The sequence below is a fragment of the Metabacillus crassostreae genome, assembly GCF_016908395.1.
Taxonomy (GTDB): Bacteria; Bacillota; Bacilli; order Bacillales; family Bacillaceae; genus Metabacillus; species Metabacillus crassostreae.
The window spans coordinates 45212-68039 of the sequence record NZ_JAFBDU010000014.1 but is presented as its reverse complement, the minus strand read 5'-3'; the positions used below and the strand labels follow the sequence as shown (position 1 = coordinate 68039).

Annotated in this window: 24 protein-coding genes and 1 rRNA gene; 24 read left to right on the top strand and 1 reads right to left on the bottom strand. The window is 33.7% G+C overall.

The window, feature by feature from the left end; translation table 11 throughout:
* The 11 genes from rrf to rsmI all read left to right on the top strand — a co-directional run.
* Positions 1-87 (top strand): 5S ribosomal RNA (gene rrf / locus JOC75_RS22715); the annotation flags it as partial.
* A 1465-nt stretch (positions 88-1552) separates the two neighbouring features.
* A complete protein-coding gene (locus tag JOC75_RS22710; RefSeq protein ID WP_420828049.1) occupies positions 1553-1765 on the top strand; it encodes a sigma factor G inhibitor Gin in 213 nt (70 codons plus the stop codon).
* Positions 1766-1957: 192 nt separating this feature from the next.
* The gene (locus tag JOC75_RS22705; RefSeq protein WP_204956213.1) at positions 1958-3391 is read left to right on the top strand and encodes an aminotransferase class I/II-fold pyridoxal phosphate-dependent enzyme; all 1434 of its coding nucleotides are present in this window, start codon (positions 1958-1960) and stop codon (positions 3389-3391) included.
* A 6-nt stretch (positions 3392-3397) separates the two neighbouring features.
* Entirely contained in the window at positions 3398-4027 is a 630-nt protein-coding gene (gene tmk / locus JOC75_RS22700; RefSeq protein ID WP_204956212.1) for a dTMP kinase, read from the top strand.
* A gap of 79 nt (positions 4028-4106) precedes the next feature.
* Complete coding sequence (locus JOC75_RS22695; protein ID WP_146950553.1) at positions 4107-4436, top strand: cyclic-di-AMP receptor; 330 nt, start codon at positions 4107-4109, stop codon at positions 4434-4436.
* Between the two features lie 39 nt (positions 4437-4475).
* Positions 4476-4916, top strand: coding sequence for a YaaR family protein (locus JOC75_RS22690; protein ID WP_146950554.1), 441 nt, complete (start codon positions 4476-4478; stop codon positions 4914-4916).
* Positions 4917-4929: 13 nt separating this feature from the next.
* Positions 4930-5922 (top strand): DNA polymerase III subunit delta', encoded by a 993-nt coding sequence (gene holB, locus JOC75_RS22685; protein ID WP_204956211.1) that lies wholly within the window; start codon positions 4930-4932, stop codon positions 5920-5922.
* Positions 5923-5924: 2 nt separating this feature from the next.
* Positions 5925-6752: a competence/sporulation regulator complex protein RicT gene (gene ricT, locus JOC75_RS22680; RefSeq protein WP_146950556.1), complete on the top strand. Its 828-nt coding sequence runs from the start codon at positions 5925-5927 to the stop codon at positions 6750-6752.
* Between the two features lie 13 nt (positions 6753-6765).
* Positions 6766-7140 (top strand): DNA replication initiation control protein YabA, encoded by a 375-nt coding sequence (gene yabA, locus JOC75_RS22675; RefSeq protein WP_146950602.1) that lies wholly within the window; start codon positions 6766-6768, stop codon positions 7138-7140.
* A 289-nt stretch (positions 7141-7429) separates the two neighbouring features.
* A complete protein-coding gene (locus tag JOC75_RS22670; RefSeq protein ID WP_204956210.1) occupies positions 7430-8179 on the top strand; it encodes a tRNA1(Val) (adenine(37)-N6)-methyltransferase in 750 nt (249 codons plus the stop codon).
* A 240-nt stretch (positions 8180-8419) separates the two neighbouring features.
* A complete protein-coding gene (gene rsmI, locus JOC75_RS22665; RefSeq protein ID WP_204956209.1) occupies positions 8420-9298 on the top strand; it encodes a 16S rRNA (cytidine(1402)-2'-O)-methyltransferase in 879 nt (292 codons plus the stop codon).
* Positions 9299-9344: 46 nt separating this feature from the next.
* On the opposite strand, the gene abrB is transcribed toward rsmI, so the two are convergent.
* The gene (gene abrB, locus JOC75_RS22660; protein WP_146950559.1) at positions 9345-9626 is read right to left on the bottom strand and encodes a transition state genes transcriptional regulator AbrB; all 282 of its coding nucleotides are present in this window, start codon (positions 9624-9626) and stop codon (positions 9345-9347) included.
* Positions 9627-10527: 901 nt separating this feature from the next.
* Here abrB and metG point away from each other — a divergent pair.
* The 13 genes from metG to spoVG all read left to right on the top strand — a co-directional run bounded on the left by metG (position 10528) and on the right by spoVG (position 22487).
* Positions 10528-12516, top strand: a complete 1989-nt coding sequence (metG, locus tag JOC75_RS22655; protein WP_204956208.1) for a methionine--tRNA ligase — start codon at positions 10528-10530, stop codon at positions 12514-12516.
* A 345-nt stretch (positions 12517-12861) separates the two neighbouring features.
* Complete coding sequence (locus JOC75_RS22650; RefSeq protein ID WP_204956207.1) at positions 12862-13632, top strand: TatD family hydrolase; 771 nt, start codon at positions 12862-12864, stop codon at positions 13630-13632.
* 242 nt (positions 13633-13874) lie between these two features.
* Positions 13875-15068, top strand: a complete 1194-nt coding sequence (locus JOC75_RS22645) for a ubiquitin-like domain-containing protein (RefSeq protein ID WP_204956206.1) — start codon at positions 13875-13877, stop codon at positions 15066-15068.
* A gap of 252 nt (positions 15069-15320) precedes the next feature.
* Entirely contained in the window at positions 15321-15878 is a 558-nt protein-coding gene (gene rnmV, locus JOC75_RS22640; protein ID WP_204956205.1) for a ribonuclease M5, read from the top strand.
* Positions 15878-16762, top strand: coding sequence for a 16S rRNA (adenine(1518)-N(6)/adenine(1519)-N(6))-dimethyltransferase RsmA (gene rsmA, locus JOC75_RS22635; protein WP_204956204.1), 885 nt, complete (start codon positions 15878-15880; stop codon positions 16760-16762). The genes rnmV and rsmA overlap by 1 nt, the downstream gene beginning before the upstream one ends.
* Before the next feature lie 211 nt (positions 16763-16973).
* Positions 16974-17120, top strand: coding sequence for a hypothetical protein (locus JOC75_RS22630; RefSeq protein ID WP_204956203.1), 147 nt, complete (start codon positions 16974-16976; stop codon positions 17118-17120).
* A 35-nt stretch (positions 17121-17155) separates the two neighbouring features.
* Positions 17156-18037, top strand: coding sequence for a sporulation peptidase YabG (yabG, locus tag JOC75_RS22625; protein WP_204956202.1), 882 nt, complete (start codon positions 17156-17158; stop codon positions 18035-18037).
* An 859-nt stretch (positions 18038-18896) separates the two neighbouring features.
* Positions 18897-19166, top strand: a complete 270-nt coding sequence (veg, locus tag JOC75_RS22620; protein ID WP_146950566.1) for a biofilm formation stimulator Veg — start codon at positions 18897-18899, stop codon at positions 19164-19166.
* Positions 19167-19284: 118 nt separating this feature from the next.
* A complete protein-coding gene (locus JOC75_RS22615; protein WP_204956201.1) occupies positions 19285-19470 on the top strand; it encodes a small, acid-soluble spore protein, alpha/beta type in 186 nt (61 codons plus the stop codon).
* A gap of 241 nt (positions 19471-19711) precedes the next feature.
* The gene (gene ispE / locus JOC75_RS22610; protein WP_204956216.1) at positions 19712-20581 is read left to right on the top strand and encodes a 4-(cytidine 5'-diphospho)-2-C-methyl-D-erythritol kinase; all 870 of its coding nucleotides are present in this window, start codon (positions 19712-19714) and stop codon (positions 20579-20581) included.
* 59 nt (positions 20582-20640) lie between these two features.
* A complete protein-coding gene (gene purR, locus JOC75_RS22605) occupies positions 20641-21486 on the top strand; it encodes a pur operon repressor (protein WP_204956200.1) in 846 nt (281 codons plus the stop codon).
* Position 21487: 1 nt separating this feature from the next.
* Complete coding sequence (gene ridA / locus JOC75_RS22600; protein WP_204956199.1) at positions 21488-21862, top strand: 2-iminobutanoate/2-iminopropanoate deaminase; 375 nt, start codon at positions 21488-21490, stop codon at positions 21860-21862.
* A gap of 334 nt (positions 21863-22196) precedes the next feature.
* Positions 22197-22487 (top strand): septation regulator SpoVG, encoded by a 291-nt coding sequence (gene spoVG, locus JOC75_RS22595; protein WP_046517517.1) that lies wholly within the window; start codon positions 22197-22199, stop codon positions 22485-22487.
* Positions 22488-22828 lie beyond the last annotated feature (341 nt).

The following is a 22828-nucleotide window of genomic DNA, read 5'->3' as shown; positions in this document are numbered from 1 at the left end:
CGTTCCCATGCCGAACACGGAAGTTAAGCTCTTCAGCGCCGATGGTAGTTGGGGGTTTCCCCCTGTGAGAGTAGGACGTCGCCAAGTAAAGAATGGGAAAGATCAGTAGAGATACTGGTCTTTTTTTGTATAAAAATAAAACTAGATTGATCATTCCATTATTTTATTAATATCGAAGATGTTGTTTAAAAGGTGGAGACTAAAAAGCATTGCTAGCCTGAGGCTTGAGAGAAGCAAGAAGGTCAAGGAAGCGCAGCGAATGAAGACCGGAATGTGCGTATTTGGCACATGAGGATCTGAATGAACAAGCTGACGAGGAGATTCGCCGCTTATCGCAAGCCGATATCCGAACGCGGAAGTTAAGCTCTTGCGCCGATGGTAGTTGGGGGTTTCCCCCTGTGAGAGTAGGACGTCGCCAAGTAAAGAGAGGGAAAGATCAGTAGAGATACTGGTCTTTTTTTGTATAAAAATAAAACTAGATTGATCATTCCATTATTTTATTAATATCGAAGATGTTGTTTAAAAGGTGGAGACTAAAAAGCATTGCTAGCCTGAGGCTTGGGAGAAGCAAGAAGGTCAAGGAAGCGCAGCGAATGAAGACCGGAATGTGCGTATTTGGCACATGAGGATCTGAATGAACAAGCTGACGCGGAGATTCGCCGCTTATCGCAAGCCGAAATCTGAACGCGGAAGTTAAGCTCTTGCGCCGATGGTAGTTGGGGGTTTCCTCCTGTGAGAGTAGGACGTCGCCAAGTAAAGAGTGGGAAAGATCAGTAGAGATACTGGTCTTTTTTTTGTATAGAAAAAGATAAGAAAAAAGTTGATTATTCCATTAATTTATTTATATCAAAGATATTTTGTAAGAGGTAGAGACTAAAAAGCATTACTAGCCTGAGGCTTAGGAGAAGCAAGAAGAAAGTGTATGGCAGCGAATGAGGATCTGACATATAGTCTGATATCGCTAAGTAATGATACAAGATCAATAGTCTAAAGTTTGTCATCAAGGAGATGAGATCCATAAGAGAGCAGAATCTCAAGTCAAATGTCCGTCATCAAGGAGATGAAGCTCATAAGAGAACAGAAACCAAAGTCAAATGTCCGTCATCAAGGAGGTGAAGCCCATAAGAGAACAGTATTCCAAGTCTAAAGGTCGTCATCAAAGAGATGAGCCCATAAGAGAACAGTATTCCAAGTCAAATGTCCGTCATCAAAAAAGAGAACCTCAAAAGTAAGCAATTGTTGTATGGTCTGAAACATCTAAGAGTATAAACATGATAGTATAATTGGTTAGTTGAAAGTAAAAGTACATTCTTTATTAAAACATTTTACTTATTTTTATTCAGTATATAAAGGCTGATCACATCTTTTGTACATGAATTAATATCCTCAGTATTAATCAAGGCATAGCAATGAGCTTTCAGAAAATGACCATTTTAAAAAATGAACAGGCACAATAAAGGAAACCCTACATACAGTGTTAATATCCATATTAACTAAATTGATTAAATTGTGTATACAATATAGAAACTTGGTAACAATAGAAAGTATGGAGGTGGAGATTTTGAATTCTAATAGCTTAGAAATGTCTAAAGGGGAAACTTGTATTATATGTGATAAAGAAAAATCTATGGGAATTCATCTCTATACAAGTTTTATTTGTGTAGAATGTGAAAAAGAAATAAATAGTACACAAACATCTGATGAAAAGTATAAATACTTCGTTGAAAAATTGAGTAGGGTAAAAAATCCCCCACTTTATTCATAATAGAATACATGATTAAAAGGCTAACACAATGTTAGCCTTTTTTACGTATATATGGAGATAATCATCAATAAGTAAAAAGCACCTATGCTTTTGTTGTATCTACTTAATACAAATATATACAACCTTGTATATACTGTTACATATAAGTATTGTTATAATTATTTAATATAAGTAAAGGACGTTGATCTATATATGTACACTCCTCTCTTTACGGCTTTGATGCAACACGCAAAGAGAAAATCTTTATCCTTCCATGTACCGGGACATAAAAATGGGAAGGTCTTTATAAATCAAGCAGAGGAAATCTATAAGAATATTTTATCTTTAGATGTTACTGAACTAACTGGATTAGATGATCTACATCACCCTACTGATGTTATTGCTGAGTCGCAGGAGCTTACAGCAAAGCTTTATGGAGTGAAAAACTCTTATTTTTTAGTGAATGGATCAACTGTAGGAAATATGGCGATGATTTTAGCTAGCTGTAATGAAGGTGATGAGGTTCTTGTCCAAAGAAATTCTCATAAATCGATTATCAATGCTATTCAGCTTGCTGGAGCGACCCCCATCTTTTTGTCACCAAAAATAGATACTGTATTACAAGTACCTAGTTATGTTGAAATGCAAACAATCAAACATGCTATTGATAGATATCCTAATGCGAAGGCGCTAATATTAACTAATCCCAATTATTATGGATTAACTGTTGACTTGAAAGAAGCGGTTGAGCTTGCACATAGTTGTGGTATTCCTGTGCTTGTTGATGAAGCACACGGTGCACATTTTAAAGCTGGTATAGAATTTCCTGCTTCAGCAGTTGATACAGGAGCAGATATGATTGTCCATTCTGCTCATAAAACACTACCAGCCATGACAATGGGTTCTTTTTTACACTATAATAGTAACCTTATTGATAGGGAAAAGGTAGAATTCTACTTAGCTGTTTTGCAAAGTAGTAGTCCTTCTTATCCAATCATGGCGTCTCTTGATTTGGCAAGAGCTTATCTTGAAGAACTGATAGATAATCAAGGAATAGATAGTATACTAAAAGCAATAATTAATATAAAAGAACAACTTACGAATATTGATGGTCTAGAGATATTAGAATCAGCAGATCCATTTGTTCATATAGATCCACTTAAAATAACTGTTCGGTCAACTTCTGGATTATCGGGTTATGAGTTGCAAGATTGGTTTGAATTACACAATGTCTTTATTGAGCTAGCAGATCCTTTAAATGCATTGATGATACTGCCATTAGATCATAAAGTTGTTAATTTAGAGCATTTGAGTAAAAAAACATCAACAACTTCTATATCAATTACTGCTAATAAACGAGTACAATTACATTACAAGCAAAATAAGGGTATTAATAGGTTAGAACAACCATACTCAGTTTTAAAAATATGTGAGAAGGAATTAATTAAATTAGAAGATGCTATCGGAGCTATTTCAGCAGAGTCGATTATTCCTTATCCACCTGGAATACCGTTAATAATAGTAGGTGAAACAATAACAAAGGATTTAATAGAACAGTTAAAGGAAATGCTTGAGATGGGTATCAATATACAAGGTGATAATAATATAAGGCAAGGAAACATAAAGATTTATAAGAATAGAGGGTGAGAGGTATTGGCAGGTAAATTTATTACCTTTGAAGGTCCTGAAGGGGCGGGTAAAACAACTGTATTAGAAAGATTGATGAAGGATTTAACAGAAGCAAAGTCTGAGGTTATATTTACTAGGGAACCAGGCGGTATACTTATAGCAGAGAAGATACGAGAAGTTATCTTAAATAAAGATCATATTGAAATGGATTCAAGAACTGAGGCTCTTTTATATGCTGCTGCTAGAAGACAGCATTTGGTGGAAAAAGTAATTCCAGAAATAAATAAAGGGAAAAATGTATTTTGCGATAGATTCATTGATAGCTCTTTAGCATATCAAGGCTACGCAAGAGGTTTAGGAATAGATGAAGTTTTATCTATAAATGAATTTGCTATAAATGGGATTATGCCTGATTTAACATTTTATTTTAAAATAGATCCTAAAGTTGGTCTTGAAAGAATCGCAGTTAATTCTGATAGAGAAATAAATCGACTTGATCTAGAAGACCTTTCTTTTCATCAAAAAGTTCAAGATGGTTATCAAAAGGTAATAGAAAGATTTCAAGAGAGAATAGTGATTATCAATGCAGAGCAAACGATTGATCAGGTAGTATCTGACGTGAAAAGGGTGTTAAAGGAATATAACTTAATTTAGTGAAGGTATCCTTTAAATTACCATTAAAGATGCAATGAATACCATAGATGAACGTGTTACAATATAAGGAGGTTTTATTGTGAAGTTAATTATTGTTGTTGTACAGGACCAGGATAGTAATAAGCTATTAAATGCACTTACAGATCATAATTTCCGAGTAACAAAATTATCAAGTTCAGGTGGTTTCCTTAAATCAGGAAACACTACTTTTATGATAGGTACAGATGATATAAGAGTTGATAAGGCATTGCAAATTGTGAAGGATAACTGTAAATCCAGAGATCAACTTGTTGCACCTGTTTCACCAATGGGTGGTAATGCCGATTCTTTTATTCCTTATCCTGTTGAAGTTGAGGTAGGTGGTGCAACTGTATTTGTATTACCAGTAGAACAATTTCATCAGTATTAGAAAGTTACTGATTTTGAATTGACCATGGAGGGTTAAGTGATGAAGGTAAGTCAAGATATACGTTCAACGATGGATAAACGGGGAATGGAGCAGAAGATCACACAAGCTACCTCTAAAGGATTTCAAGATATGGTAACAAAACAAGGTGATAAGCTCCAAATGGATCAGCTTAATAAGCTGTTAGGAAATATAGAGGATGCAGGTCGAAGATTATCAAAATCAAGAAATTTTAGTGATCTTTCAAAATATAAACTTTTAGTTAAGAAATTTATCCATGAAGCTGTTGAATATGGAATGGATATGAAGCAATCAAGAAGTTGGGATTATAATGGTAATAGCCGATCTTTAAAGATTGTTGAACAGGTTGATAAGTCTTTAATTGATTTAGCTGATGAAATTGTTAATAAGGAAAGTCCTACAATTGATCTTCTTTCAAAAATTGGTGAAATTAAAGGGTTACTTATTAACCTTTATACGTAGAGAGTGATGAGCAATGAAAAAAAACTGGAAAGAACTAGCTACCTATCAGCCACGTGTTATTAAACTATTAGCAAATAGTATTGAGAAGGAACGTTTGGCACATGCATATTTATTTGAAGGGAAAAAAGGAACAGGGAAAAAGGATGTAGGAATCCTCCTAGCAAAAAGCTTTCTTTGTGAAGACCTTCAAGATTATGAACCATGTCAAAATTGTAAAAACTGTAAAAGAATTGACTCTGGTAATCATCCTGATGTTCACATTATCGAACCAGATGGTCTCTCAATAAAAAAGGGTCAAATTCAAGAGTTACAAGAGGAGTTCTCTAAATCAGGTGTTGAATCGAGTAAGAAGCTTTATATGATTGTTCATGCTGATAAAATGACAGTTAATGCAGCAAATAGTCTTTTGAAGTTTTTAGAAGAGCCTAATGCAAATACGATTGCCATTCTCTTAACTGAGCAGTATCATAAAATGCTTAATACAATTTTGTCTCGCTGTCAGTTATTATCTTTTCATCCCTTACAACCAAAAGTCATTCAAGAAACACTTAAAGAATCAGGTGTTTCTGTTAATATAGCAGCGCTAGTTTCACAATTAACAAATGATACTGATGCAGCATTTGAGCTATCAAAAGATGATTGGTTTGCGCAAGCAAGAATGAAAGTGATAAAATTATATGAAGTGCTTGTTAATCGTAAAGGACAAGCTCCATTATATATACACACCGAGTGGATGAGCCACTTTAATGATAAAGAAAAACAAGATACAGGATTAGATTTGCTTTTATACCTTTATAAAGATATATTATCTGTTCAAGTTGGAAATGATGAACAAGTGATTTTTCAAGACTTGATGCAGTTAGTAAAGCAGCATGCCCTTCAAATGACTCAAAGAAGTGTAACTGAGAAAATTACTTCTATTTTAGAAGCTAAAAAAAGGCTTCATGCCAATGTAAATCCACAATTACTGATGGAACAATTGGTTTTAACATTGCAGGAGGGATAGTTTTGTATAATGTTGTAGGAGTTCGCTTTAAGAAAGCGGGCAAAATATATTATTTCGACCCTAGTGGTCTTCATATAAACGATGATGATTTCGTTATAGTTGAAACAATAAGAGGAATTGAGTTTGGTAAGGTTGTTCTAAATAATAAAAAGGTTGAAGAGCATGATGTTGTTCTTCCACTGAAAAAAGTTATTAGATTAGCAGATGATAAGGACCGTTTAATGGTTCAAGAAAATCTTGATGCTGCTACAGAGGCATATGAAGTATGTCAGAAAAAAGTATTGGAACATGGCTTAGATATGAAATTAGTGGATGTTGAATATACATTTGACCGAAATAAAGTTATTTTCTATTTCACTGCTGATGGTCGTGTGGATTTTAGAGAGCTTGTTAAAGACTTAGCAGCTATCTTTAAAACTAGAATAGAGCTTAGACAAATTGGAGTTCGTGATGAGGCGAAAATGCTTGGCGGAATTGGTCCTTGTGGTCGTATGCTTTGCTGTTCCACGTTCTTAGGTGATTTTGAGCCTGTGTCAATTAAAATGGCAAAGGATCAAAACCTTTCATTAAATCCAACAAAAATTTCTGGACTATGCGGTCGTTTAATGTGTTGTTTAAAATATGAAAATGATGAATATGAGTCAGCAAAAGAGAAGCTACCTGATTTAGGAGAGCAGATTATCACACCTAATGGATTAGGAAAAGTGGTAGGGTTAAATATTTTAGAGCAGGTTATACAGGTGAGATTAGTTGAACAAGAACGCGTGGTAGAATACACTTGGGATGAATTGCAGAAAGAAGGCTTAGTTCCAATGCAATCCACAGACTGATGAGGTGGAACAAGTGGATAAAAAAGAGATTTTCGAATCTGTTAGTAGCATGGAAGAACAAATAGGATCTTTATATACTCAATTAGGTGAACTAAAGCAACATCTCGGGGAGCTTATTGAGGAAAATCATCATTTGCAAATTGAGAATGATAACTTGCGCAGACGGTTGGACTCAACCATTAATAGCCAAAATCAAACAGCAAAAACTAAGAAAACGAAATCAAAAGAAAAACAGCAAAAGAATCTAAAACAGGTTGATGTAGGTGAAGGCTACGACAACTTAGCACGTCTTTATCAAGAGGGCTTTCATATTTGTAACTTACATTATGGTAGTATTAGAAAAGACGGAGATTGTTTATTTTGCTTATCATTCTTAAATAAGAAATAACAAGGCTGACTCATGCTTTTTTATCCCTCTTTTATAAAATAGAGGGGGATAAATATTATGCAAACGTGTCAGCTTTTTTTTAGAGGTAGGCTGTTTCTAAAAGCTTTGTTGCTTTTAGTTATGAAGAAAACAGCACTGTATAAAGCTTAGTAGCATCTTTTCTTCATAAAATAGTACCTTTTATAAGATAAAAACAAAGTTACTAACAGGGAATTAGGGTAATTAGCAACAATCCTTCAGAAAAGAGTCTTTAGGTAAGAAAAGAGTTATACATAAGGAGTATTGAATAATGATTGAATTAATAGGTGATGAGAGACTTGATTATTTATTAGCAGAAGACTTAAGGATTATCCAAAGTCCTACCGTCTTTTCCTTTTCTTTAGATGCTGTGTTACTTTCAAGATTTGCTTATATGCCTGTAAAAAAAGGGAAAGTGTTAGATCTATGTACTGGTAATGGGATTGTGCCATTGATTTTAAGTACTAGAACGAAAGGTGAAATTACTGGTGTGGAAATTCAAGAAAGACTTTATCACATGGCAGTTAGAAGTATTCAATATAATAAGCTTGAAAATCAAATCCATATGATTCATGGTGATCTTAAGGATATACCTAAGAAGTTTGGAAACAACAAGTTTGACGTTGTAACTTGCAATCCACCTTATTTTGCAACAACTCCTCAAAAGGATATGCAAAATATAAATGAACATTTTGCTATTGCTAGACATGAAATTCTCTGTACACTAGATGATGTGATAAAAACTTGTAGTAAACTTGTAAATCAAGGTGGAAAGGTCGCTCTTGTACATAGACCTGGACGATTAATAGATATTGTTGAGTTAATGAGGAAATATGATATTGAACCAAAGAGAATTCAGTTTGTTTTTCCTAAACGGGGTAAAGAAGCAAACATCTTATTAATAGAAGGAATAAGAGGAGGACGATCTGATTTAAAGTTATTACCTCCAATATTTGTCTATAATGAAGATAATGAATATACACCAGAGATAAGAAAAATTCTATATGGAGATAAAGAATAATCAAATTTTATAAAATTAAGGCTATGCTAAAGTTTAATGTTGATTTTTTAGCACTTTGTTTATTAAAGTGAAGGGTATGAAACTCTTGCGGGAGCCGTGTCCATAGGAGACCCCGCAGAAACTCGCGCCGAGGAGGCTCCCGGGAAAGTAAATGTCTGTAACGAAAATCAACAACAAAGTTTAACAGAGCCAAAAATAAAAAAGTAATAAAAAGACATATAAAGAGAAGGTGAAAGTAGTATGTTATCACAGCAGAAGAGTTTTATAGCTACTGATCGCCGTATAGGTAGTTTATATTTAGTACCAACACCAATTGGTAATTTAGAGGATATGACCTTTAGGGCAGTTAACATTTTGAAGGAAGTTGATATGATTGCTGCAGAAGATACGAGACAATCAAAGAAGCTATGTAATCATTTTGAGATCGAAACGCCAATTTTCAGCTATCATGAACATAATAAAGAATCAAGCGGACATCGTGTTGTAGATTTACTAGAGCAAGGAAAAAATATTGCACTAGTAAGTGATGCGGGAATGCCAACTATTTCAGATCCAGGAAGTGAGTTAGTTAATCAGGTTCTAGAGCTAGGAGGACATGTGATACCACTACCAGGAGCTAATGCTGCATTAACTGCATTGATTGCATCAGGAATATCACCACAGCCTTTTTACTTCTTTGGATTTTTAGATCGACAAAAAAAGGAAAAAAAGAATCAACTTGAAATGTTGAAAATGAAAACTGAAACAATGATCTTTTATGAATCTCCTCATCGATTAAAAGAAACACTACAATTAATTCATGAGTATTTAGGGAATCGTGCGATTTGTTTATCAAGAGAATTAACAAAGAAATTTGAAGAATTCATTAGAGGTAACGTAGAAGATGTAATAAACTGGTCTATTAATAATGAAATTCGTGGTGAGTTTTGCATTATTATAGAGGGAAGTTCTGAAGAACCGTTGTTAGATACTGATGTTTGGTGGGAATCACTTAGTATTACTGAGCATGTTAATCATTACATACAAGATGACTTTTCCTCCAAAGAAGCAATCAAAAAGGTTGCGTTAGATAGGAAAATGCAGAAAAGAGATGTTTATCAAGCCTACCATGTTGAATAGTAGGTAATAAAAAAGGGATGATTTTTCATCCCTTTTTAGATTGCTATTATTTTTGAACTAATTGGTTTTGAATTTCTGATAAAATTTGCTCTGCACCTTCACGGCTTAGAACTAATTTTCCATTTGCTAATGCAAGGTTATTATCAGATACTTCTCCAGTTACTTGGCAAGTCATATTTGGCTTATATTTTTTAAGAATGATTTTTTCATCATCAACGTAAATTTCTAAAGCATCTTTCTCTGCAATACCTAATGTACGACGTAATTCGATTGGAATAACTACACGACCTAATTCGTCAACTTTTCTTACAATACCAGTAGATTTCATAATATAATAATCTCCTCTCAGATTAAACATATCTATATTTAAATTTTTTTTGTGATAACTTCGTCAATATTCGACAAAAACTGATTTGCTTTTTAAGCATATCAGTGTTTCCATTTTACGTCAATCTTTTTTATTATTTTTCCATATGAAAAAAATGTGAATTAAGAATAAACCCTTTGTTCATAGGATTTTAATAGGTTTATACCCTCAATTCCAGGAATTTAAACCTTTTTTTGGAAGTTCAAATATGTAAAATAGATACATATTTTACGTCCTTTTTATATTCTGTTTTTCGACATTATTCTAAGAATATTCGACAAATAACTACTGTGCTAATGTCGAACTAAAGTTGACTCAAATAAATATTATTTCTTTATGTATATATTCTTGATATTAAAGGCTAAGATGTTATCATAAAGAGTGAGAAAATTTGTTCATATATATGATTGCTATGCATGAGAAAAATAGATTAAATATTACTATTCTATATGGTGTTAAAAGTAGACCAACACATAAGGACTTGGTTGCTACTATTTAATTCGAAGAACGTCAGTAATCAATTCGCTCTCGTCCTTTAGGGCGAGGGCGTTTTTTTGAGTGTCTAGCTTCAGGCACCACCATCTGCTCGAATCATAAATCAGGTAGGAATTGATGGGGAAAGGGTATTTTCTGTTACCGCTCACCTTATGTTTGGAGAAGATAGGTGAGTGCTTGGGTTTTTCTTGTAGTATGATTTATAAAATGCTAATCATAATAGGAGAATACTTAATAGCAATTGTGATAAATTTAAGTAAGTGTAAAAAATTACTTGTTTTATTTTGTTTTAAATATTTATACATAATACTTTGCTAAATAAAACAAACATTTAGCATGTACACGTTAATGCTAGGGAGGCTACATAATGGAAAACAATAAAAATACATTTTATATTACAACTCCAATATATTATCCAAGTGGAAAACTTCATATTGGACATGCTTATACAACAGTAGCTGGAGATGCTATGGCCCGTTATAAACGGATGAGAGGCTTCGAAGTTATGTACTTAACAGGTACTGATGAACATGGACAAAAGATACAACGTAAAGCAGAAGAAACAAATGTTACACCTCAGCAATATGTTGACGATATTGTTTCAGGTATTAAAGAGCTTTGGGGCAAGATGGATATCTCATATGATGACTTTATTAGAACAACTGAAACTCGTCATAAAATTGTTGTAGAGAAAATCTTCTCTAAGCTTTTAGAGCAGGGTGATATTTATCTTGATGAATATGAAGGCTGGTATTCAGTACCAGATGAAACCTTTTATACCGAATTACAGTTGGTTGACCCAATAAAGGAAGATGGCAAAATAATTGGGGGAAAAAGCCCAGATAGTGGACATCCTGTTGAATTAGTAAAAGAAGAATCATATTTCTTTAAAATGAGTAAATATGCGGATCGTCTTCTAGCTTTCTATGAAGATAACCCAGAGTTTATACAACCAGAATCAAGAAAAAATGAAATGGTTAATAATTTCATTAAACCAGGTCTTGAGGATTTAGCTGTATCTCGTACTACCTTTGATTGGGGTGTAAAGGTTCCAGGAGATCCTAAGCATGTCATTTATGTGTGGATAGACGCACTATCAAATTACATTACTGCTCTTGGGTATGGAACAGAAGAAGATGAGAAATATAAAAAATTCTGGCCTGCAGATGTTCATATCGTTGGGAAGGAAATTGTCCGATTCCACACAATCTATTGGCCGATTATGTTAATGGCATTAGACTTACCTTTACCTAAAAAGGTTTTCGCTCATGGTTGGCTATTGATGAAGGATGGAAAAATGTCTAAATCCAAAGGTAATGTAGTTGATCCTGTTACGTTAATTGATAAATATGGATTAGATGCACTTAGATATTACCTTTTGAGAGAGGTTCCATTTGGATCTGATGGAGTTTTCACACCAGAAGGCTTCATTGATCGAGTAAATTATGATTTAGCGAATGATTTAGGAAATTTATTAAATCGAACAGTAGCAATGATTGATAAGTACTTTGACGGTCAAGTTCCTGAATATAAAGGTAGTCAAACTGATTTTGATGATCAGCTCGTTACTATTTCCAAAAATACAATTGTAAAATATGAAGAAGCAATGGACAAAATGGAGTTCTCAATTGCATTATCTTCCTTATGGCAGTTTATTAGCCGAACGAATAAGTATATCGATGAAACACAACCATGGGTATTAGCTAAAGATGAGGAAAGTCGTGATAAGTTAGCATCAGTTATGGTTCACTTAGCAGAGTCTTTACGTATCACGGGTGTTTTACTAAAGCCATTTTTAACAGAAACTCCTGCAAAAATATTTAGTCAGCTTGGAGTAGAAGATGAAGAAAATCAAAATTGGGAAAGCTTGTCTGTTTTTGGTCGTATTCATTTAACAACTGTTAATAAACAATCACCGATCTTCCCTCGCTTAGAGGTAGATGAAGAAGTGGAATTTATTAAAGCACAAATGAAAGGCACTGCTCCTGCTGAAGAAGAAAAGAAAGAAAAACAGGCTCCACCTTCTATAGAAGAAGAAATACTGATTGATGATTTTATGAAAGTAGATATGCGAGTAGCAGAGGTTATAAGTGTTGAGCCTGTAAAGAAGGCAGATCGTCTTTTAAAGCTACAACTCGATCTTGGATATGAAAAGAGACAAGTAGTTTCAGGAATAGCTAAATTTTATAAACCTGAAGACCTTATTGGTAAAAAAGTAATCTGCATCGTTAACCTAAAACCTGTAAAACTTCGTGGTGAATTATCACAAGGGATGATCTTAGCTGGCTCTCAGGATGATGTTTTATCAGTAGCAACTGTTGATAGCAATCTTCCTAATGGATCAAAAGTTAAATAAGTAATATGACAAGTGTTTTGTTTTAGGGCTAGCCTCTTTTGTAAGTTTTGTTGCTTTTATAATTAGAAGGATAGAGCACTGTATACAGTTCAGTGGTTTTTTCTTCTTTGAATCGTACCTTATAAAAGAATAATTAACGCATTTTAGTCTTTTATAAGGTCTATCAGTAACAATGTTTCAGTAGGGTCTTAGTAACAAGATACTTGTATTTATTAAGTAAAGAATTAACGACAATAATGGATAATAAAAGATAAGGATAAAGGTCTAAATAGAGTGTTCCACGTGTAACATTTTGTTGAAGTCCTTTTTCTTATGTCGAAATAAATAAGAAAGTAGGAATTAAAAATGCTTTTTGATACACATGCTCATTTAAATGCTATCCAATACGAAGAAGACTTGGAAGAGGTTATACAACGAGCTGTTTCTGAAAATGTTACTCATATTGTTGTAGTTGGATTTGATCGTCAAACAATTACAAAAGCAATGGAGCTTACTAACAATTACGATATGATTTATGCAGCCGTTGGTTGGCATCCAGTTGATGCGATAGACATGACAGATGAAGATTTAGCATGGATAAAAGAACTATCGGCTCACCCAAAGGTAGTAGCAATTGGAGAAATGGGATTGGATTATCATTGGGATAAGTCTCCAAAGGATGTTCAAAAGGATGTTTTTCGAAAGCAAATTAAACTTGCTAAAGAAGTAAATCTGCCTATTATTATTCATAACCGGGACGCAACAGAAGATGTTGTAAGCATACTACAAGAAGAAAATGCAAGTGAAGTTGGTGGAATCATGCATTGTTTTACTGGAAGTGCTGAGGTAGCAAAACAATGCTTAGAGATGAACTTCTACATATCATTTGGTGGACCTGTAACATTTAAAAATGCGAAGAAGCCAAAGGAAGTTGCTAAAGAAATACCAATGGATCGACTGCTAATTGAAACAGATTGTCCATATTTAACACCACATCCATTTAGAGGTAAACGTAATGAGCCTAGCTATGTAAAATATGTAGCAGAGCAGATTGCGGAGTTAAGGGAAATGGACTATGAGGAGTTTGCTCAAAAAACATCCGACAACGCAAGAAAAGTATTCGGCATAACTCGATAACGAACGGTGTCGAGATGTGGAAAAGCTTGTCCATATTATGAGTAAAATCAATTAGTTCTACATGTCTCTTCTTTTTCATAGGATAACTTTGTCGAGAACTCTTTCTTCCCTTTTTACTTTTTGTTTAGCATAATAATGAGTACGTTGGAAAAATGAGACAACGTTAGAAGGGTTGACAAGATGAAAGATACTCTATATAATCCACGAGGAAGAAGGAGGCGTTTTTCATTTTATTTGAAAATGTGAAAAAACTGTTTTCCGAACGGTTAAAAAAGAACAAAATTGTCCTATCTGCTACTAGTTTACTAGTATTAGGAACTGGAACAGCCTATGGTACCTATGAGGGAACAAAGGAAACTGTCTCACTAACTATTGATGGTAAAGAACAAAAGATACGTACACATGCAGATACAGTTAATGATTTATTAGCTGAAAAAGATATAGATACCAGAAAAGAAGATGAACTATCACCGGCAAAAAATGAAAAGATTAAAGACAATATGAAGATTGTCTTTAAAGCTGCTAAGCCAATCAAAGTTGCTATAGGTGATGAACGAAGGACAATTTGGTCTTCTGCGGATACAGTAAAAGAACTTATAGAGCAAGAGAATTTAAATGTTACAGAGCACGATAAAATCAACCCAGCTTTAGATACCGCAATTAAAAACGATTTGTCATTAACAATAGATAAAGCATTTAAGATTGCCCTAAATGTTGGCGAAAACAAACAACAGGTATGGACTACTTCGACTACTGTCGCTGACTTTTTAAAACAACAAAATGTTGAATTGAATGAACTCGATAAAATAGAACCAGCTCTTACTGAAGAGTTAGATGAAAAGAGCCAGGTTATTGTTACTAGAATAGAAAAAGTCACCGATGTAGTGGAAGAACCGATTGCCTTTAATGTTGTACAAAAGAATGATAGCAGCATTGAAAAAGGGCAACAAAAGGTTATTGAATCAGGTAAAGAAGGTAAACAAAAGAAGCATTATGAAGTTGTCTTAGAAAATGGAAAAGAAGTTTCTAGAGATTTGATAAAAACTGAAACACTTGAAGAAAGTCAGGATCGTGTCGTTGCGTTAGGAACTAAAGCTGTTCAACAGACAAATACAGCAACTGTTTCTCGGGGGAATGATTCTGTTGCAAAAGAATTTTATGCACACTCAACAGCGTATACAGCAAATTGTAATGGATGTTCAGGAAACACAGCGACAGGAATTAACTTAAGGGCAAACCCAAATGCTAAGGTAGTTGCTGTTGATCCAAATGTTATACCATTGGGTACTAAAGTATATGTCGAGGGCTATGGATATGCAGTTGCAGCAGATACTGGTTCGGCAATTAAAGGAAACAAGATTGATGTTTTCTTTCCATCAAAATCAGCTGCCTATCGATGGGGTTCGAAAAAAGTAAAAGTGAAAATATTAGAATAAGAGTTACAGAGGGTTTTATAATCCTCTGTTTTTTTAATTTTTGGATCTGTTTCTAAATATCTGCTGATTTTTAAAACAAATGGTGGTAATAATAAAAATTAAAACTTAAGTAAAACCTTTTGTTGATTGTAAATCGAGTATATACTTTTAGTATACTTACATACATAAGTTTGGTGAAAATATAAACTTTATTCTTTCTATAGTAATTAGACGATTTAAGAACTAAGAAGGTTTCATAATCTGGAGGAAAAAATGAAAATAAAAGAAATAATCGTTGTTGAAGGAAAAGATGATACAACAGCCATTAAAAGAGCTGTAGAGGCTGATACAATAGAAACAAATGGATCATCTATTGGTGATACTGTCATAGAACAAATCAAACTAGCACAAAAGGCTAGAGGAGTCATTATCTTTACAGACCCTGATTTTCCCGGTGAAAAGATCAGGAAAACCATTACTGAAAAAGTAGCGGGATGTAAGCATGCATTTTTAACAAAAGATGAAGCAAGACCAAAAAGGGGTAAGGGAATTGGTGTTGAACATGCATCATCTGAATCGATCCGTCTTGCATTACAATCTGTGAAGGAAGAAATGGAAGAATACATAAGTGATATTACATTTGATGATTTAGTTGATGCAGGTTTAATTGGAGGTAGTCAAGCTAAGGCTAGACGTGAGAAATTAGGGATTTCACTAAAGATTGGCTATACAAATGGAAAACAGCTTCATAAGAGATTAAATATGTTTCAAATCACTAAAGAAGAATATGACGAAGCGATAAACAGGATTATACAGGAGGAAAAAAATTAATGATGAAAGATATTGCAACCCCAGTCAGAACAAAAGCCATCTTAGAGAAATATGGTTTTTCATTTAAAAAGAGTCTGGGTCAAAACTTCCTAATTGAACCAAATGTTCTTTCGCGAATTGTTGATCATGCAGAAGTAACCGATAAAACAGGAGTAATAGAAATCGGACCTGGAATTGGTGCTTTGACCGAACAGCTTGCAAGACGAGCTAAAAAGGTTGTAGCCTTTGAAATTGATCAACGGTTATTACCAATTTTAAAGGAAACATTAGATCCTTACCCAAATGTAAAGGTTATTCACCAGGATGTATTAGAAGCAAACCTTCAGGAAGCTATAAATGAGAACTTTAATGATTGTGAAGAGATTATGGTTGTCGCAAACCTTCCTTATTATGTAACTACCCCAATTATTATGAAGCTATTAGAAGAAAAGCTACCACTTAAAGGTATCGTTGTTATGCTTCAAAAAGAGGTGGCAGACCGTATTGCGGCAAGTCCATCAACAAAGGAATATGGTTCTTTGTCTATAGCAGTTCAATATTATACAGAAGCTAAAACAGTTATGACTGTGCCAAAGACAGTATTTGTTCCACAGCCAAACGTCGATTCAGCAATCATTCGATTATTAGTTAGAGATAAACCAATAGTTGAAGTTGAGAATGAGGAATTCTTTTTTCAAATAATAAGAGCTGGCTTTGCACAAAGGCGAAAAACAATTTTAAATAACCTAGTTCACTTTTTACCTAATGGAAAAGAATCAAAGCTAAAAATTGAAGAAACATTAGAACATATAAAGATAGATAGTAGACGAAGAGGAGAAACTCTATCTATTGAGGAATTTGCTTTATTAAGCGAAGCACTAGATAAAGGTTTATTTAATAAATAAAACTGAATAACTATTATGGAAACCTAGATCAATATATTCTTTAGTGATCTAGGTTTTTTAATTATAAACATTTTTTTAAAAGCTAGAATTTATTTACTTTTCATTCAAAATTGCATAAAAAGGAAATTTATAATCTTCGCTTTCACCAATTCTGAATTCTCACATAGGCTAGAGAAGGATACTTTTTATAAAAGAGATTAGATATGGCATTGTGAAAAAATATCCTTTCTTAAATATGAGTGCTGTTTCTTTAAAGGTTGTTGCTTATGTTTCAAGTGGCAAGCAAGGATCTGCTACAAAATGGAATGTATTTCTTCTACCAAATTATTTTATTAAAAACAGCCATTATGAGAGATGATTTTTTAAGTGAATCATTCATTGGAGTGATAGAATATGCATGTAAAAATTGGAGATGTAGTTGGAAGGCAGTCATATAAGCTTGATGTATTATTTAGGGTTATCGATGTGAAAACAACTGCTGATGGTGAGCAGATTGCAATCTTATATGGTGATGAAGTAAGGCTAATAGCAGATGCAAATTGTAGTGACTTAGTTGTTGTAGATGAAATTGAGAGAAATAGTCGTAAATTAAAAGAAAAAGAACGTATTGATCAATCTTATTTTTTATTTAGGCAGGATTATCAGTTATTACGAGAGAAGCAGGAATACACGGCATCCTCGAGCTATAGTCATAATGAAGAATTTTTCCATTTGCCAGGTAGAGTTCTACATGTAGATGGCGATCCACTATATCTACAAAAATGTTTATCTTTATATGAAAAGATCGGTGTTCCTGTAAATGGTGTTCACGTTCAAGAAAAAGAAATGCCAGAGAAAATTGGTGAGCTTTTAGCTAAATATCGCCCTGATATTTTAGTTATCACAGGTCATGATGCTTACTCAAAGCATAAAGGTGAAGTAGATGATATTAATGCTTATCGTCATTCAAAGCATTTTGTGCAAACTGTTCGGAACGCACGAAGCAAAGTGCCACATCTTGATCAGTTGGTGATTTTTGCAGGTGCATGTCAATCTCATTTTGAATCCTTAATAAGGGCTGGAGCTAATTTTGCCAGTTCTCCTTCTAGAGTAAACATTCATGCCCTAGATCCAGTTTATATTGTTGCGAAGATTAGCTTTACTCCATTTGTAGAAAGAATAAATGTATGGGATGTTTTAAGGAACACGTTAACAAGAGAAAAAGGTCTTGGTGGAGTAGAAACGAAAGGTGTATTACGTACAGGAATGCCATTTAGAAAGCATTCTTCTCAATGATTAAAAGCCGCTTACACAAATAATATGTAAGTGGCTTTTTTATTTATTAGGCTCTGTTAAACTTTGTTGTTGATTTCCGTTACAGGCATTCGCTTTCCCGGGAAAAAAGTACATTTTTTCCTAGGGAAGAATAATGAAAAATCCCAACTGCCGGCTTTTTCAAAGGACAATTCTTCCTAGGTCCGAGAGCCTCCTCGTAAGCTGCGCGCCTGTGGGGTCTCCCTTTGACACGCTTCTCTAAGCAGAAGTCTCATATATTCACCTCCAATCAACAAAGTGCTAAAAATCAACATTAAACTTTAACATAGCTATTTATTAAGCTAACTAACAGCTTTTTTAAACGATAATTCATCCTGGTTCCGGAGTCTCCTCGTAAGCTTTAACAAAGTCATTTATTATAAGCTCAATGCTATTTCCATGTAATAAATAAGCATCTTTTCTTCTGTCTTGACGTTCCCTTAATGTACTACATTTAAATAGAGGTTATGATTAAGCGACTTAGTGGGCTCACTAGTTTTGAGTTAATATAAAAATATTACTACTTAATTTGATAAAATTATCATAGTGATTTTAAACTACATATTAATGTTGGTTTGTGTTTTTTAGACGAAAAGCTATGAAAAAAACATATTTGATGAAGTATTCATTTGAAAACCATGAACATTTTATATAAATATTTTGAAAAACATTCATTTTTAGTACATAAATGTATACAACTATGTTCAAACTATAAGCGAAAGAATGAGAAATTTGTTGAAAATAAATTATTGACAGTGATGAAAATTAACTGATATAATTTAAATTTTATTTGACTTACATAGGCTCAAGGTTGTATAATAAAACTAGTGAGGTGGATGCAATGGGAAAAACTCTAACGGATATTAAAAAATCCTTGGACGGTAATCTTGGCAGACGACTAACTCTTAGAGCAAACGGTGGTCGTAGAAAAACGATAGAACGCTGTGGTGTGCTTGCAGAAACCTATCCATCTGTCTTTGTTATTGAGCTTGATCAAGATGAAAATTCATTTGAACGTGTATCTTATAGTTATGCTGATGTGTTAACTGAAACAGTACAATTAACATTCTTAGAAGATGCAGCTGGTTCAATTGCAGTTAGTGGACAGTAGACAATAATTGTTTACTGTTTTTTCTTTTGTATAAATTTCAATCATTTAACTAATAATAAAATTGCACAATCTTATCTTCTAAAACTCTTGCTTATCCTTTGAAAGGGTGTGTTTGGTTTTGAGTAGACGTCGTGGAATGATGTCCGAAGGTTTTAAATATGAATTAGCAAAAGACTTAGGATTTTATGAAACGGTAAAAGAAGAAGGTTGGGGTGCAATTCGATCGCGTGATGCCGGAAATATGGTAAAGCGAGCTATAGAGTTAGCTGAATTGCAGCTAGCAAAACAAAATAATAGAAGTTAGAAGATAGAATAGGGGTTGACTAAAATGCTTTGTATATTCATACGATGCTTAATTTAGTCAGCCCTTTATTTCTATTTTGTACATCATATAAACCATTTTTTGCTGAAAAAAACCTTCATTTTCACATAGTACGATCAAAATTATATTCGTGTGCTGATGAATTGTCGAAAAAGGCAATACGATAACTGCTTTTGTGGTACAATGTTGATACAATTTTAGATCGTTTAAGTAGGTGATTATAATACGTGTTTTAGAGAAAGCACCAGCCAAAATAAACTTATCATTAGATGTACTTCATAAACGTAAAGATGGTTTTCATGAAGTAGAAATGATTATGACAACAATAGATCTTGCAGATCGTGTGGAATTAGTTGATTTACCGTATGAAGATATTAGAATTGTATCTCATAATCGATTTGTGCCAGATGATCAGCGAAACTTAGCTTATCAAGCAGCTAAATTGTTAAAAGAAAGATATAACATAAAAAAGGGTATCTCTATTTCAATAACAAAGACTATTCCAGTTGCAGCAGGTTTAGCAGGTGGAAGTAGTGATGCAGCAGCAACATTACGAGGATTAAATCGACTTTGGAAATTAGGGTTATCTCTAGATGAACTTGCACAGTTAGGTGCAGAGATTGGTTCTGATGTTGCCTTCTGTGTTTATGGTGGAACAGCACTTGCTACTGGTCGTGGAGAAATTATTCAGCATATTAATCCACCACCACATTGCTGGGTAGTGTTAGCAAAGCCAACTATTGGTGTTTCTACAGCTGATGTATATAAGAATCTCAAAATTGATTCTATTAAACATCCTGATGTTAGAGGAATGGTACAAGCTTTAGAAGCTGGAGATTATGAGGGTATTTGTGATTTAATGGGAAACGTTTTAGAAAGTGTAACACTACATATGCATCCTGAAGTGGCAAATATCAAGGATCAAATGAAAAGATTTGGAGCTGACGCTGTATTAATGAGTGGCAGCGGTCCTACTGTTTTTGGTCTAGTTCAATATGAATCACGTTTGCCGAGAGTTTATAATGGTCTACGTGGATTTTGTGATCAAGTTTTCGCTGTAAGAATGTTAGGTGATGTAAACAGCCTTGATTAAATCCGGATATTAAGTTATATTGACTATAATAATATTCGGATTTTGGAGGTTGCCCTTTTATGAAATTTCGTCGTAGTGGCCGTCTTGTTGATATGACAAACTACATGCTTCATCATCCTCATTCTTTGGTACCATTGACATACTTTTCGGAAAAATATCATTCTGCTAAATCTTCAATAAGTGAGGATTTAACTATTATTAAAGAAACATTTGAACAGCATGGAATTGGAACACTATTAACTGTTCCAGGAGCAGCAGGTGGAGTTAAATTTATTCCAAAGGTTGAGTATAAAGAAGCAAAGCAATTTGTTGATGAGCTTTGTGAATTGATAGCAAAACCAGAAAGACTCCTTCCTGGAGGTTATTTATATTTAACTGATATTTTAGGTAATCCTTCTATAGTAAATAAAATTGGTCGTTTATTTGCGACTGTATTTGGCAACCGTAAAATAGACGTTGTTATGACAGTTGCTACTAAGGGGATTCCTTTAGCATATGCTGTAGCTGCACAGTTGGATGTACCTGTTGTTATTGTACGTAAAGATAGTAAGGTAACAGAAGGATCAACAGTTAGTATTAATTATGTTTCAGGATCTTCAAAACGAATCCAAACAATGCTCCTAGCTAAACGTAGTTTAAAAGAAGGTTCAAATGTATTAATTATTGATGACTTCATGAAGGCTGGAGGTACCATAAATGGTATGATTAGCTTACTAGAGGAATTTAAAGCTAATGTAGCAGGTATAGGAGTTCTCGTAGAGTCCGAGGGTGTTGAAGAAAGACTTGTTGATGAATATATTTCACTTGTTAAACTAGCAAATGTAGATATTCGTGAACGTAATATTCAAGTAATGCCAGGAACATATTTTCAATTGGTAAAAGACAAAAAGATTGGAGAGAATTAGTATGAAAATTGTTAGTACTAAACAAGCACCAGCAGCTATTGGTCCGTATTCTCAAGGTATTATTGTCAACAATTTATTTTATAGTTCAGGTCAAATTCCTCTTACTGCTGAGGGTGAAATGATTACTGGTGATATTGCAGAACAAACACATCAGGTTTTTAAAAATCTACAGGCTGTCCTTAAAGAAGCAGGAGCATCTTTAGAAACAGTTGTGAAGGCAACGGTATTTCTTGATGATATGAATACCTTTGCAGCCTTTAATGATGTGTATGGTGAATATTTTGCAAACCATAAACCAGCTCGATCTTGTGTTGAGGTTGCTCGTCTTCCAAAAGACGCTCTTGTTGAAATAGAAGTTATTGCGTTAATTAAATAATTCAAAAAAACCAATTACAATTTTTATTGTGGTTGGTTTTTTATTTTTGTGTTAACAACGAGTTGACCCTTAGTGTAATGGGGGCAATATATCAATTTTAAAGACAATGTTCTTATAATTAAATTGATATATATAGTAACTCCATTATATTTTCTTGTAACGGAGCTAATTAATCACCACAAACATCATTTTTGTTAGATGCATTTAAAAAAATATTTAATGTCAATAAATTTGCTTATTTTGTAAAAAAAAATATAAATATTGCAGGAATAACGAAAATTTTGTTGAATATGTAAACTAAAGTTTTTCATATGGGGAAAAGGTGGTGAACAGAATGGAAGTTACAGACGTAAGATTACGCCGCGTAAACACTGAAGGACGAATGAGAGCTATTGCATCGATTACGTTAGATCATGAGTTTGTTGTTCATGATATTCGTGTTATTGATGGAAACAATGGTCTTTTTGTTGCAATGCCAAGTAAGCGCACTCCTGATGGTGAATTTAGAGATATAGCACACCCTATTAATTCTAATACACGCGGAAAAATTCAAGATGCTGTATTAGCTGAGTATCATCGTTTAGGTGAACTTGAGGTAGAATTTGAAGAAGCAGGTGCTTCATAAAATAAAAGATAAAGGACTTTGCAGATATATTGCAAGGTCCTTTTTTATATTATTTATTTAAAAAAGGCTGTTTTCGTAAACTTTGTTGCTTTAACAACTCCAAGTAAACAGCACTATATATAGCATAGTGGCAGCTTTTCTTCATAGGATAGTACCTATTTACTATAAGGAACAATGTTTCTACTGCATAATTAGTTCAATTAGCAGCAATCTTTCAGAAAAGAGTCTTAAAAAAGACAAAGGAATTAGATGAATTTTTAATGTGTCAATAACGTATGATAAAAAACTATGTTAAAATTAGAAAAATCATGTACTTTTGTTTGTTACCTTGAAAAACATGC